Source organism: Agrococcus sp. Ld7 (assembly GCF_045064095.1).
Taxonomy (GTDB): Bacteria; Actinomycetota; Actinomycetes; order Actinomycetales; family Microbacteriaceae; genus Agrococcus.
Genome location: NZ_JBISGY010000002.1, coordinates 257,759 through 270,281 on the forward strand (window position 1 = coordinate 257,759; position 12,523 = coordinate 270,281).

A 12,523-nucleotide genomic window follows, 5' to 3' on the forward strand; every position below is an offset into this window, starting at 1 on the left:
GTCGGACGGTCAGCAGCCGGTCAGGCGCGCCACCTCCAGGCTCAGCGACGGCTCGCCGCCGAGCAGTGTGATCGACGTCGGCGCCAGCTCATCGAGCGTGTTCAGCACCGGCTGCGGCACGCAGCCCTCTCGCGTGATGAGCAGCGGCGCACCCTGCGCTCCCGCGACAGCGCTGCCAGCGAGCGCGTCGGGGAACAGCAGGCCGGAGGCCAGGTAGGCGCCATTCGGAGCCGAGTCGAACGCCGACCCCGTGACGAGCGCGCTCGTCGCGAACCGGTTGGCCCCGCCGTGGCGAGTGACCACGAAGCCCGCATCCACGAGCTCCCCAGCGTTCGACGACGGCACGGCGTCGGTCGAGCCGACGATGCGCACGCGGTCGATGCTCAGCCCGTCGAGCGTCGCGACCGTGGCCGCGGGGACCTCGGTGCGGGTGTCGATGAGCACGAGCGGCCACGAGAGGTGGCCAGCTGCGGCACCCGCCGACAGCGCATCCGGGAACCGCGTGCCGGTGGCGATGTAGGCGCCCTCGGCCGAGTCGAAGGCGTACGCGGCCACGAGCCGGCTGGTGTCGAAGCGGTTCACGCCGGCGAGCCGGTCGATCGTCGCGACCGAGTCGATCGCCCCGATCGACGTCTCGACGGCAGCGCTCACCGACGGCAGTCCGCCGACGATCACGACGCGCTCGGCGCCGAGACGACCGATCTCGTCGAGCACGACCGCCGGAGCCTCACCCTTGCGCACCAGCAGCACCGGTCCGCCCTCGTAGGCCGCAGCCGGGCTGGCCGACATCGCGTCGGGCCAGACCTCTCCGCTCGCGACGTAGACGACCGGCGCGCCCGAGGGGTAGCCGGACTTCGAGATCTCCACGGCCGTCTCGAAGCGGTTCGCGCCCTCGATGCGGTCGGTCGGCGAGACCACGGCGAGCTGGAACGGGATCTCGGTGCCGTTGTCCGCGCGCAGCGCGAACATCGCCGCCGCAGGCTCGCTGCCGGCGCCGCCGGGCACGAGGGCCCGGAACGTGACCTCTGCAGAGGTCGTGAGCGGGATGCCCGCGCCGTCGTTGTTCACGACCACGTCGGCCGATCCGAGCACGGTGCCCTCGCTGTCCAGCACCTCGAGCGTCGAGGAGGCCTCGGCGCCGGTGGAGCGGATCCGGTCGATCTGGTCGACCTGGATCGTCACGTCCGTGCCCTCCACGACCGGAGCGTCACCGAGACCGCTCACGTCGACGTGGTTCACCGACCAGTCCGGGCCGATGCCCGGGTTGGCGCCCAGGAACGCGGTGAACGCGTCGAGGTCGACCAGGCCGGAGTCGCGGCGGTCGGCGCCATCCTGGAAGGTCCAGAAGTTGTCGCCGCCGTCGAGCAGGAACGATGAGCTCGCAACACGGATCTGCTGATCCGCAGCCACGGGCTCGCCGTCGATGTGGATGTCGCTGACGCGGTCATCCATGGCACGGCTGGGGTCCGAGACGTACGTGACGTTGTCGCTCAGGCCCAGCTGCAGGTACGGACGCGAGATGCCGTCGGTGCTGCCATCCAGGTTGCGCTGCCACTGCTGCTCGAGCACCTGGTCGAGCTGCTCGCCCGTGAGCGTCATGCTGCCCAGGTTGTTGATGAAGGGCAGCACGGCGTTGGCCTCAGCCAGGCGCACGATGCCGTCGGTGTCCTCGCCGACATTCTCGGCCGCCTCGAAGAGCAGGCTGTCGCGCAGGCCGCCGGGGTTGACGATGCCGATCTCGGCACCACCGCGGGATTCCGGCGCGACCTGGTCGCGGTACATGGTCGCGACGAGCTCACCCATGGTGGACTCCTCCGCGCGGTTGCCGCGATCCTGCAGCGGCACCGTGATGTCGGCGCTGATCGTGCCGACCCGCACGTTGCCCGCCACCGCGGCCTCGGCCTCGGCCTCGTCGACGATGTCGGCGATCTCCGCGACGCGCGGGTACTGCGCGATGTAGGCGGAGCCGTCGGTGTCAGGGGTGGCGTGGTTCGTCGCCGTGAGCGTCGTGATCGCGCCGGTCGTGGTGTCGACCTCGAGCACGACCTGACCGACGTGGCCGGCGTACTCGCCCGACTGCACGAACGGCCGCGTGGCGCCGGGGACGCCGGGCACGGCGCGCATCTCGGCGTACGCCTGGTGCGTGTGGCCGTTGAAGACCACGTCGACGTCTGCGGAGAATTCCTGGTCGTACGCGAGCCCGTGGTCGTGCAGCTCGGCGACGACGACGTCTGCCTCACCGTTGTCCGGGTTGCCGTCGCTCAGCTCAGCGGCGACGCGGTTGATGGTCTCGGCGACCGGGGCGAACTCCACGCCCACGATGCCGCCGGGCGAGACGAGGGAGGGCGTCTCCTCGGTCACGGCGCCGACGACGCCGACGGTGACCCCGTCGATCTCGTAGGTGACGTGCGAGGGCCCGATGGGGGCACCGTCGAGCGTGACGTTCGCCGACAGGTAGGTCCACTCCGCGAGTGGCATGACGCGGTCGACGAGGTCATCGACGCCCTGGTCGAACTCGTGGTTGCCGACCGTCGAGGCGTCCAGCCCGAGCGCGTTCAGCACATCGATGGTGGGCACGTCCTGCTGCGAGCCGGACGTGAAGTTGGAGGCACCGATCAGGTCGCCACCACCGGTGAGCAGCGAGGCGCCGGCGTGCGCGCCGCGCAGGTCCTCGACGAGGCCCGCGAAGTTCACGGTGTCCGGGCTCTCGACACGGCCGTGGAAGTCGTTGATGTGGAGCAGGTTGATGACGGCGGTGTCACCGACAGCTGCTGCGGCGTCGTCGGGGCCGGTCGCGACCGCGGCCTGCGGGGCGACCAGCGCCCCGAGTCCGACCGCGCATGCCGCGCCGAGCGCGACACTGCGCTTGGAATGCTTCTTCACGTGAGTCTCCGATGCATGGGATGTGAGGTGGGCGCCGAAGCGCAGTGCCCCGAGCCTATGCAGTTCCCCACTACTGAGGAAGTCCCAATCCTCTCCGGGAGATGAACACCGGGTGAGGATGTGCCGAAGACGCGGAACAGGGGCCCCTCGCGGGGCCCCTGTTCCATGCGGCGATCGCTCGCCCTGCCGTGTCGACTCAGGCGTCGACGGGCTCGAGCTCCGGCTCGTGCGGCTCCGGGCTCGTGTGCGTGAAGACGAACTCGCCGTCGGCGAAGTCGACCATCACGTGCTCCCCCGCGCCCAGCTCGCCGTGCAGGATCTTCTCGCTCAGCACATCCTCGATCTCGTGCTGCACCGCGCGGCGCAGCGGCCTCGCTCCCAGCGCGGGATCGTGGCCGATCTCGATGAGCCGCTGCTTCGCAGCCGGAGCAAGCTCGATCGTCATGTCCCGGTCGAGCAGGCGCTCGGCCAGTCTGCCGATGAACAGGTCGACGATCTGCAGCAGCTCGGACGGCGAGAGCTGCGGGAAGACGATCATCTCGTCCACGCGGTTGAGGAACTCGGGCTTGAAGTTCTTCTTGAGCTCCTCGCGCACCTTGCCGCGCATCCGGTCGTAGTCGTTCTCGGAGCTGCCCTCGAGCACGAAGCCGACGGGACCGCCGGAGATGTCCTTGGTGCCGAGGTTCGTGGTCATGATGATGACGGTGTTCTTGAAGTCCACCACGCGACCCTGGCCATCGGTGAGGCGACCCTCCTCGAGGATCTGCAGCAGCGAGTTGAAGATGTCGACGTGCGCCTTCTCGATCTCGTCGAAGAGCACGACCGAGAACGGCTTGCGCCGCACCTTCTCGGTGAGCTGGCCGCCCTCCTCGAAGCCGACGAACCCGGGAGGGGCGCCGAACAGCCGCGAGACCGTGTGCTTCTCGCTGTACTCCGACATGTCGAGCGAGATCAGCGCGTCCTCGTCGTCGAAGAGGAACTCCGCGAGCGCCTTGGCGAGCTCGGTCTTGCCGACACCCGTTGGGCCGGCGAAGATGAACGATCCCGAAGGACGGCGGGGGTCCTTGAGGCCCGCCCGCTGACGCCGGATGGTCTTCGCCAGCACGCTGACGGCCTCCTCCTGGCCGATGACGCGCTGGTGCAGTGCCTTCTCCATGAACACGAGGCGAGCGGACTCCTCCTCGGTGAGCTTGAACACCGGGATGCCGGTCGCGTTCGCGAGCACCTCCGCGATGACGCCCTCATCGAGCACACCCGTGGGGCCGCCGTCGCCCGAGCGCCACTGCTTCTCGAGGCGCAGCCGCTCGCCGAGCAGCTCCTTCTCCTCGTCGCGCAGGCGCGCAGCCGCCTCGAAGTCCTGGCCCTCGATGGCGCCCTCCTTGCGCGTGCGCACGTCGGCGATCTTCTCGTCGAACTCCCGCAGCTCCGGCGGCGCCGACAGGATCGACAGGCGCAGGCGAGCGCCGCCCTCATCGATCAGGTCGATCGCCTTGTCCGGCAGGAAGCGATCCTGCACGTAGCGGTCGGCGAGGTTCGCCGCAGCGACGAGCGCCCCGTCGGTGATGGTGATCTTGTGGTGCGACTCGTAGCGGTCGCGCAGACCCTTGAGGATGTTGATCGTGTGCGCGACGGACGGCTCGCTGACCTGGATCGGCTGGAAGCGGCGCTCGAGCGCGGCGTCCTTCTCGAAGTGCTTGCGGTACTCGTCGAGCGTCGTGGCACCGATCGTCTGCAGCTCGCCCCGCGCGAGCAGGGGCTTCAGGATGTTCGCGGCGTCGATCGCGCCCTCAGCGGCACCCGCCCCGACGAGCGTGTGGATCTCATCGATGAACGTGATGATGTCGCCACGCGTGCGGATCTCCTTCGTCACCTTCTTGAGGCGCTCCTCGAAGTCACCGCGGTAGCGGCTGCCGGCGATCAGCGAGCCGAGGTCGAGCGTGTAGACCTGCTTGTCCTTCAGCGTCTCCGGCACCTCGCCCTTGATGATCGCCTGCGCGAGACCCTCGACGACGGCGGTCTTGCCGACACCGGGCTCACCGATCAGCACGGGGTTGTTCTTGGAGCGGCGAGACAGGATCTGCATGACCCGCTCGATCTCCTTCTCGCGCCCGATCACCGGGTCGAGCTTGCCGTCGCGAGCGGCCTGCGTGAGGTTGCGGCCGAACTGGTCGAGGATCTGCGATCCCTTGGCGTCGGCCTGTGCGGCCTGCTCGCCACCGACAGTCGTCGACTCCTTGCCCTGGTAGCCGGCCAGCAGCTGATTGACGGTCTGGCGCACGCGGTTGAGGTCGGCGCCCAGCTTCACGAGCACCTGGGCGGCGACACCCTCGCCCTCGCGGATCAGGCCGAGCAGCACGTGCTCCGTGCCGATGTAGTTGTGGCCGAGCTGCAGCGCCTCGCGGAGGCTCAGCTCGAGCACCTTCTTGGCGCGCGGCGTGAACGGGATGTGCCCCGAGGTCTGCTGGCTGCCGGTGCCGATCATGTCCTGCACCTGGGCGCGCACGGCATCGAGCGAGATGCCCAGCTGCTCTAGCGCCTTCGCGGCGACGCCGTCGCCCTCATGGATGAGGCCGAGCAGGATGTGCTCCGTGCCGATGTAGTTGTGGTTGAGCAGCTTCGCCTCTTCCTGGGCGAGCACCACGACCCGGCGAGCGCGGTCGGTGAATCTCTCGAACATCGCTGCCTCCCTTCCTTGGTCTCCGAGCGTAGCCGCGCGCAGGGGGACGACGTGCGGCTGTTCGCTGTCGGCGCGACAGGCGCCGATTCACCGGCGGCGCTCACGGAACACCAACGTGCAGTGGATACCCTCGTGCCGACGCGAGGAGCACGGTGACCGATCAGACCACGCCCCCATGGGACCAGGGACAGGGCCAGCTGGCACACGACCAGCAGGCGTACGGCCAGCAGGCGTACGACCAGCAGGCGCACGACCAGCAGGCGTACGGCCAGCCCGCACACGGCCAGCATGCAACCGGTCAGCAGACGTACGGCCAGGCCCCGTACGGACAGCCCCCGTACGGGCAGCCGGTCCATGGCCAGCCTGCATACGGCCAGCCGCCCTACGACCAGGCCCTCCACCCCCAGCCGGGCTACGCCATGCAGCCCCCGGCCCCCACCAAGCCGGCGCTGCTGCCGGCCGCACTGCCCATGTCGGGCCGTCCCTTCGCGATGGCGTTCCAGCCGCTCGAGCGCCGCGTCGGGCGGTGGTTCCTGGCATGGGCGATCGCGCTGGGCTTCTTCTTCGTCGGCCAGCTCATCTCGATCGCCCTGATGCTGCCCGGGATCGGCACCTTCCTCGAGACCATCGACCTGTCGAATCCGCCCACGGACCAGACCCAGCTGGGCCTGGACTTCATCGAGGCCGTGGTCGGCACGCCGCTCGGCATGGCCGCCGTCAACATGGCGTGGGCGGTCATGATCCCCGGGGCGATCGTGGCCATGGCCGCCTTCGGCAAGCACGCCGCTGGCTTCGCCATGAGCGTCGCTGGCGCGTGGCGCTGGAGCGTCGTCGCTCGCTCCGCGATCGTGATCGTGCCGATCTTCGCCATCTACATCGGGCTCTCGCTCTGGATGGACCCGGCCATCCAGTGGCAGTGGAACCCGAACTGGGGGCTCGTCATCGCCGTGCTGCTGACCACGCCGCTGCAGTCCGCGGGCGAGGAGTTCACCTTCCGCGGCCTGCTGCCGCAGCTGATGGGCGGGTGGCGCGTGCATCGCTACGTGCCCGCGCTCGTGATGCTGCCTCCCGTGGCGCTCGTGATCCTGCTGCAGCCGGCGACCTGGCCGCTGTCGCTGCTCGCGCTCGCCGCCGCGGCCGTCGGGCCATGGGTGCTGACCGGCCGGTTCGGCAACGCCGTCTGGACCGGTGTCGCGACGGGTCTGCTGTTCGGGGCCATGCACGCGCATCCGTCGTTCGCCGCGACGCTGCAGCTCGCGCTCGTGGGCTTCACCTGCTCGATGCTCACCTACCGCACCGGCGGGCTCGAGGCCGCATCCGTGCTGCACGCGTCCAACAACGTGTTCATCATGGTGCCGCTCGCGCTCACCGGCGTCTCGGCGTTCTCGTCATCGCAGCCGGTGGCCGGTGAGGACTGGCTCTCGACCGCGATCACCGCGGCCGCGCTGGGGCTCGCCTACCTCGCCGTGCACCTCACGATGCGCCGGGTGCAGCGCTTCACGCGCGGCAGCGCGGCTGCAGACATGCTCGAGCCGCAGCCCCAGGTGCAGCAGCCGCCCCAGCCGATGGCGGCAGCACCCACCCACTGAACCAGGGCGCCGGCGCACTCCGCGTCCGCCCGGCCCGCTCCCGCCCGGCTCAGCCGGGCCCGGCTCGCCGTCGACCGGTGCTCTTCCGCCCGAGCAGTGCTGGCGCGCCAGCCCCACTCGTGCGCAATCGCACCGCTCGGCGCGCGGCCGGCGCGTGCGCCACGCTACTTGGGGGCGGCGCCGCCGGGCGCCGAAGCCTCGGGCGCCGGTGCGGACGACGCATCCGCGGTCTCATCGCTCGCGGCGGGGGTGGCGCCCCTGGGCGGCAGGCCCAGCTTGACGCGCTCCTCTGCCTCGATGCGGTCGTACTGCATGCGGGCGGTGCGATCGCCGCGGATGATCATGCGCATGACCATCCAGAAGATGAGTCCGAGCACGATCGTCGGGATGAGCGAGAAGATCGCGTTCCCCCACCAGCTCTCAGGCATGGCTCCAGCCTACCGGGCGCGGACCTTGGGCGCGCCGCTCAGCTGAGCAGCGCACGCACGCGCTCGCGTCCGATCGCCAGCAGCAGGGTCGGGATGCGGGGTCCGGTCTCGCGGCCGACGAGCAGTCGGTAGAGCAGCGCGAAGAAGGCGCGCTGTGCCGATGAGAGCTCCTTGTCGCCCTTCACCATGGCGCCGGGCTCGAGCCCGCGCTGCACCTTCGCGACGCCGTACACCTGGTGGGTCAGACCGTCGAGCGTCCATGCCTCCTCGATCGCGGGCAGGCCCTGGCCGCCGTCGAGCAGCAGCGCGATCGCCTCGCGCTCCTGCTCGGTGAGCTGGTCGAGCGCTGCGCGATCCGCGCGGTCGCGCACCACGGTGTGCTCCTCGGCGGGCATGTGGGTCGCGACCCACGCCTCCACCCGGTCGAGCCGCGGTCGCAGGCAGTCGAGATCGGTGATCGGGTCGTCGGCATCCAGACCGCCCAGGATGCGCAGCACCTGCTCCTCGTCGCCGAAGGTGAGGTCGATGACGGAGGCCAGTGTCCGGTAGGGAACGCGTCGCGGCGTCTCGCGCATGCGATCGTGCGCCGTCGAGGTCGCGCGCTCGAGCGCCGCCAGCTCGGCGTCGCCGGCCGTGCCCGCCCCCGACTTCTTGAGCAGCGCATCCCACTCGTCGTAGGTGCGCTGCAGCGCGGAGCCGAAGGCCACGTCGAAGGACTGGTTCATGCGACGACGCGCGTAGAGCCAGCGCAGCACCGGCGCCTCCATCACCTCGAGCGCATCGGAGGGGGTCGGAGCGCCGCCGCGCGACGACGACATCTTCGCAACGCCCCCGAAGCCCACGAACGCGTACATGGGCCCGTAGGGCCGCTCCCAGCCGAACACCGGCGCGAGCTGCAGGCCGACCTGGAACGACGAGCCGGGGCTCTGGTGATCGACGCCGGAGGGCTCGAACACGACGCGCTCGTAGGCCCAGCGCATCGGCCAGTCGACCTTCCAGACCAGCTTGCCGGAGCGGAACTCGCGCAGCAGCACCGTCTCCCGGTGGCCGCACTGACACGAGTAGGCCATCTCGGTCGTCTCGTCGTCGTAGGCCTCGATGGACGTGAGGTCCTTGCCGCAGCTCGTGCAGTAGGGCTTGTAGGGGTAGTACTCGCCTCCGCTCGAGCCGTCGCCCTCGGAGGCGGCGCCGGAGGAGGCGTCGAGCGCCTGCTGGAGCGCTTCGTCCTCATCCTTGGCGGCCGGCAGCGTGCGGTACTGCGCGAGGATCGCGTCGATCTCGCGGCGGTGCCGCATCGCGTGCAGGATCTGCTCGGTGTAGGCGCCCGCGGCGTACTGCTCGGTCTGGCTGATGCCTCGGTAGCGCACGCCGGCGGCCGCGAAGCCCTCCTCTGCCTGCGCTCGGAAGTGCGCCGCCCACGACTCGTGGGGGCTGCCCGGAGGCGCAGGCACGCTCGTGAGCGGCTTGCCGATGTGCTCGCTCCACGCCTCGTCGACACCCTCGATCCCCGCCGGCACCTTGCGGAACCGGTCGTAGTCGTCCCAGCTGAGGATGTGCTCGGCGTCGAGTCCGCGGCGCTCGATCTCGTCGATCACCAGGTGCGGGCTCATCACCTCGCGGAAGTTGCCGAGGTGCACGGGACCGGAAGGAGAGATGCCGGATGCGGCGACGGGGGTGGTGCCCCGGCGCGCGGCGTCGCCGATCACCTCGTCGGCCATGCGCGAGACCCAGTCGGCGCGCTCGTGCTCGGGGCTCGCCGCGGGGGCGCTGCGCTCGGTGGCGGTGCGGTCGTCAGGCATCTCGGTCACGACTCACGATCCTACCGACGCCGCGGCATCCGCCCTCGGCCCGCAGCGGGCGCCGTCGGCGCTGCGCGAGAGTGCAGCCTCGGATTCGCACGGGTCAGGGGATGACCGTGACCAGGTTGTCGATCAGGCGGACGGTGCCGACGCGCGCCGCGATCAGCACCTGCACGGGGCCGTGGTGCTGCTCACCGGCGAACGCGAAGGTGCCCGGATCGACGACCGCCAGGTAGTCGAGCTGCACGCCGCTGTCGGACTGGAACACCGACTGCGCCGCCGCGAGCATCGCCTCGACACCGCGGTCGGCGGCAGAGCCGGCCGCCTCGAGTGCGCGCGAGAGCGCTCGAGCGTCCTGGCGCTCCCCCTTCGACAGCATCGCGTTGCGGCTCGAGAGCGCAAGCCCGTCGGCCTCGCGCACCGTCGGCACACCGACGATCGTCAGCGGCAGGTTGAGGTCGCGCACCATGCGGCGCACCAGGAAGAGCTGCTGCGCGTCCTTCTCGCCGAACATCGCGGCGTCGGGCTGCACGATCGAGAACAGCTTCGCGACCACCGTGAGCACGCCGTCGTAGTGACCCGGGCGGCTGCGCCCCTCGAGCACCGTGCCGAGGTGGCCCGCGGTGACGAGCGTCGCGCTGCGGCCGCCGTCCGGGTACATCTCCTCGACGGACGGCATGAAGACCGCTTCGACGCCCAGCACGATGAGCTGCTCGGTGTCGGCCTGGGGCATGCGCGGGTAGCGGGCGAGATCCTCGTGCGGCCCGAACTGCAGCGGGTTGACGAACAGCGAGGCAATCACGACGTCGGCGTGCTCGCGCGCGACGCGGACGAGCTCGAGGTGGCCGGCGTGCAGCGCGCCCATCGTCGGAACCAGCGCGACGCGCTTGCCCTCGGCCCTGGCGCGGGCGACGTAGCTGCGGGTCTCGTCGATGGTGGTCAGTGTCTGGATGGGCATGCGCTCTCCACGGTGCTGGGACTCGTAGAAGCCTAGAGGTGCCTAGGCTGGGCTCATGCCGCACCGAGCAGTCGTCATCACAGTCTCCGACCGAGCCGCGGCGGGCACGCGAGCGGATGCGTCGGGCCCGGTCGCCGTCGAGGCGCTGCGGCGGGCGGGCTTCGCGTGCGCTGACCCGCGCGTGGTGCCCGACGGCGCGGACTCCGTCGAGGCGGCGCTGCGCGACGCACTGGCGGCCCGGCCGCTGCTCGTGCTCACGAGCGGCGGCACCGGCATCGCGCCCAGCGACCGGACGCCGGAGGGCACGGCGCGCGTGCTCGAGCTCCCGGTGCCCGGCATCGCCGAGGAGCTGCGGCGCATCGGTGCGGCCGCCGCGCCCGGCGGCCTGCTCTCCCGCGGGCTCGCGGGGATCGCGGGCGGGGCCCTGGTGGTGAACCTGCCCGGCTCACCCGGCGGTGTGGCCGACGGTGTCGCCGCCGTGCTGCGGGTCGCCGACCACGTCGCGAGCCAGCTGGGCGGGGGTGATCACCGGTGAGCGCGGCGACGCCGGACGGCTCCCCCACGGGCGCGGTGCGCCTCGCGCGGGTGGAGGCGGTGCCGCTCGACCTCGCGGCGCACCTGGACGCCGTCGAGGACGATGCCGCCGGCGCCATCGCCACCTTCATCGGCCGCGTGCGCGATCACGATCCGCACGCGAGCGCGGCGGTCGTGGCGCTCGAGTACTCGGCGCATCCGGATGCGTCTGCGGCCCTGCGCGGCATCGCCGAGCGCGCCGCCGCAGGCACGCGCGCGGTGGTCGCCGTGAGCCATCGGGTCGGCACGCTGCGGGTCGGGGACCTCGCGGTGGTGATCGCCGTGGCGGCACCGCATCGCGACGAGGCGTTCACGGTCTGCCGCGCCGTGATCGAGACGATCAAGCTCGAGCTGCCCGTCTGGAAGCGGCAGCACGCCGCCGACGGCTCCGCGCAGTGGCAGGGCCTCGGCGGCTGACGGCTCGCTCAGCCGCCCGCGAAGGGCGGCAGCACATCGACGACCTCTGCGCCGGTGAGCGCGGCATCGTCACCGACGCGGGCTCCGTCGACCAGCACGGCGCACTGCGCCAGGATGCCCGCGAGCGCGGGGTGATCGGCGACCAGGCCGTCGCGCAGCGCGCCCACGGTCTGCTCACCGCGGCGCTCCTCATCCAGCCCGGTGGCCTCGAGCGCGGCGGCGAAGTAGCGCACGCGGCTCACGTCGACCCCTCGCCGCGCTCCTGAGTGGCCTCGGGCCGCCAGTTGCCCGCCAGCTCGGTGATAGCGGCGACGGCCGCCTGGATCTCCTCCTGGCTGCCGCCGCGGCCGCCCGCGACCAGGCCGGCGACGAACGCGCTCAGCGGCGCCGCCGGGCGTGCCACGCCGACCGCGACGTCGCGCGCGAGATCGAGCACGAGCGCGATCGGCACCGCCTCGGCGGGCAGGTCGAAGTGCTCGCGCAGGGCGGCCGACCACTCGTCGAGCGCCTCCGGCGGCAGGGTGCGTGCACTCATGGCGCCTCCTCCTGACTGTCATCGCACCGCTCGCGCCGATGCGGCTCGAGCGCGTGCCTGCTCCAGATCGTCCCAGGTGTCGACGTCCGACGCCAGCGCTGCGGGCGCGGCGATCAGCTCGAGCGCGAGCGGCGCGAGCAGCAGCCGCATCGAGGCGCCGTCGCCGGAGCTCGGCAGCGCGGCCGCGGCGGTGCGCAGCGCGCTCGTGCGGTACAGCCCGCAGAGCCACTGCGCCCTCCCGCCGACTGTGAGGCAGCGGCCGTCGATCCCTGCCGGCAGCGCCTCGATGCCGTCGCGGAGCCGCATCGCAGCCGCGGGCGCCGCGGGCTGATCGCACGCGAGCACCAGGATCCAGGCCGGCTCCGATGCCGCCGGCAGCGCCCCCAGGGCTGCGACGATGCCGGCTGCGGGTCCGCCCAGCGGCGGATCCTCCCGCACCCAGCGCACGCGCGCGGCCACGGCATCCGTCGCCGGACCCGCGACGACCACGGGGCTGCAGCCGATCATCTCGGCGCCATCGATCGCGAGCTGCAGCAGGCTGCGCCCGCCCACCTCGAGCAGCGGCTTCTGCACGCCACCCATGCGCGAGGCCCGCCCGCCCGCGAGCAGCACCGCTGCGCAGCCGCCGTCGGGGGCCGTCACCTCGTCCGTCGCGCGCACCGCA

Annotated in this window: 11 protein-coding genes; 3 read left to right on the forward strand and 8 right to left on the reverse strand. The window is 71.6% G+C overall.

Going from position 1 to position 12,523, the window contains the following annotated elements; all coding sequences use genetic code 11:
- Positions 1–9: 9 nt before the first annotated feature.
- Both ACJJVL_RS01450 and ACJJVL_RS01455 read right to left on the reverse strand, forming a co-directional pair.
- Entirely contained in the window at positions 10–2,883 is a 2,874-nt protein-coding gene (locus ACJJVL_RS01450; protein WP_405216248.1) for a cell wall-binding repeat-containing protein, read from the reverse strand.
- A gap of 196 nt (positions 2,884–3,079) precedes the next feature.
- Positions 3,080–5,560 (reverse strand): ATP-dependent Clp protease ATP-binding subunit, encoded by a 2,481-nt coding sequence (locus tag ACJJVL_RS01455; protein ID WP_405216250.1) that lies wholly within the window; start codon positions 5,558–5,560, stop codon positions 3,080–3,082.
- Positions 5,561–5,712: 152 nt separating this feature from the next.
- On the opposite strand from ACJJVL_RS01455, the gene ACJJVL_RS01460 reads away from it, so the two are divergent.
- Positions 5,713–7,149, forward strand: coding sequence for a type II CAAX prenyl endopeptidase Rce1 family protein (locus ACJJVL_RS01460; RefSeq protein WP_405216252.1), 1,437 nt, complete (start codon positions 5,713–5,715; stop codon positions 7,147–7,149).
- 164 nt (positions 7,150–7,313) lie between these two features.
- On the opposite strand, the gene ACJJVL_RS01465 is transcribed toward ACJJVL_RS01460, so the two are convergent.
- From ACJJVL_RS01465 to panC, 3 genes are all read right to left on the reverse strand, one after another.
- Positions 7,314–7,577, reverse strand: a complete 264-nt coding sequence (locus tag ACJJVL_RS01465) for a hypothetical protein (protein WP_405216254.1) — start codon at positions 7,575–7,577, stop codon at positions 7,314–7,316.
- A gap of 38 nt (positions 7,578–7,615) precedes the next feature.
- On the reverse strand, positions 7,616–9,376 hold the full coding sequence (gene lysS / locus ACJJVL_RS01470) for a lysine--tRNA ligase (RefSeq protein ID WP_405216306.1): 1,761 nt from the start codon (positions 9,374–9,376) through the stop codon (positions 7,616–7,618).
- A gap of 103 nt (positions 9,377–9,479) precedes the next feature.
- On the reverse strand, positions 9,480–10,334 hold the full coding sequence (gene panC / locus ACJJVL_RS01475) for a pantoate--beta-alanine ligase (protein WP_405216256.1): 855 nt from the start codon (positions 10,332–10,334) through the stop codon (positions 9,480–9,482).
- 55 nt (positions 10,335–10,389) lie between these two features.
- Between panC and ACJJVL_RS01480 the strand changes: the two genes are divergently transcribed.
- Both ACJJVL_RS01480 and ACJJVL_RS01485 read left to right on the forward strand, forming a co-directional pair.
- A complete protein-coding gene (locus ACJJVL_RS01480) occupies positions 10,390–10,869 on the forward strand; it encodes a molybdenum cofactor biosynthesis protein B (RefSeq protein ID WP_405216258.1) in 480 nt (159 codons plus the stop codon).
- Positions 10,866–11,324, forward strand: a complete 459-nt coding sequence (locus ACJJVL_RS01485) for a molybdenum cofactor biosynthesis protein MoaE (RefSeq protein WP_405216260.1) — start codon at positions 10,866–10,868, stop codon at positions 11,322–11,324. The genes ACJJVL_RS01480 and ACJJVL_RS01485 overlap by 4 nt, the downstream gene beginning before the upstream one ends.
- Positions 11,325–11,332: 8 nt before the next feature.
- Here the strand turns inward: ACJJVL_RS01485 and ACJJVL_RS01490 are convergent, their stop codons facing one another.
- The 3 genes from ACJJVL_RS01490 to ACJJVL_RS01500 are packed head-to-tail and all read right to left on the reverse strand — an operon-like array spanning position 11,333 to position 12,519.
- A complete protein-coding gene (locus ACJJVL_RS01490) occupies positions 11,333–11,566 on the reverse strand; it encodes a MoaD/ThiS family protein (protein WP_405216262.1) in 234 nt (77 codons plus the stop codon).
- Positions 11,563–11,859 (reverse strand): DUF6457 domain-containing protein, encoded by a 297-nt coding sequence (locus ACJJVL_RS01495; protein WP_405216264.1) that lies wholly within the window; start codon positions 11,857–11,859, stop codon positions 11,563–11,565. Before ACJJVL_RS01495 ends, ACJJVL_RS01490 begins: the two co-directional genes overlap by 4 nt.
- Before the next feature lie 18 nt (positions 11,860–11,877).
- Complete coding sequence (locus ACJJVL_RS01500; protein ID WP_405216266.1) at positions 11,878–12,519, reverse strand: molybdenum cofactor guanylyltransferase; 642 nt, start codon at positions 12,517–12,519, stop codon at positions 11,878–11,880.
- Positions 12,520–12,523 lie beyond the last annotated feature (4 nt).

Coding starts and splice junctions, on each gene's coding strand:
- ACJJVL_RS01480 (WP_405216258.1), top strand. CDS start 10,390: ATGCCGCACCGAGCAGTCGTCATCACAGTCTCCGACCGAGCCGCGGCG.
- ACJJVL_RS01455 (WP_405216250.1), bottom strand. CDS start 5,560: ATGTTCGAGAGATTCACCGACCGCGCTCGCCGGGTCGTGGTGCTCGCC.
- ACJJVL_RS01495 (WP_405216264.1), bottom strand. CDS start 11,859: ATGAGTGCACGCACCCTGCCGCCGGAGGCGCTCGACGAGTGGTCGGCC.
- lysS (WP_405216306.1), bottom strand. CDS start 9,376: ATGCCTGACGACCGCACCGCCACCGAGCGCAGCGCCCCCGCGGCGAGC.
- ACJJVL_RS01465 (WP_405216254.1), bottom strand. CDS start 7,577: ATGCCTGAGAGCTGGTGGGGGAACGCGATCTTCTCGCTCATCCCGACG.
- panC (WP_405216256.1), bottom strand. CDS start 10,334: ATGCCCATCCAGACACTGACCACCATCGACGAGACCCGCAGCTACGTC.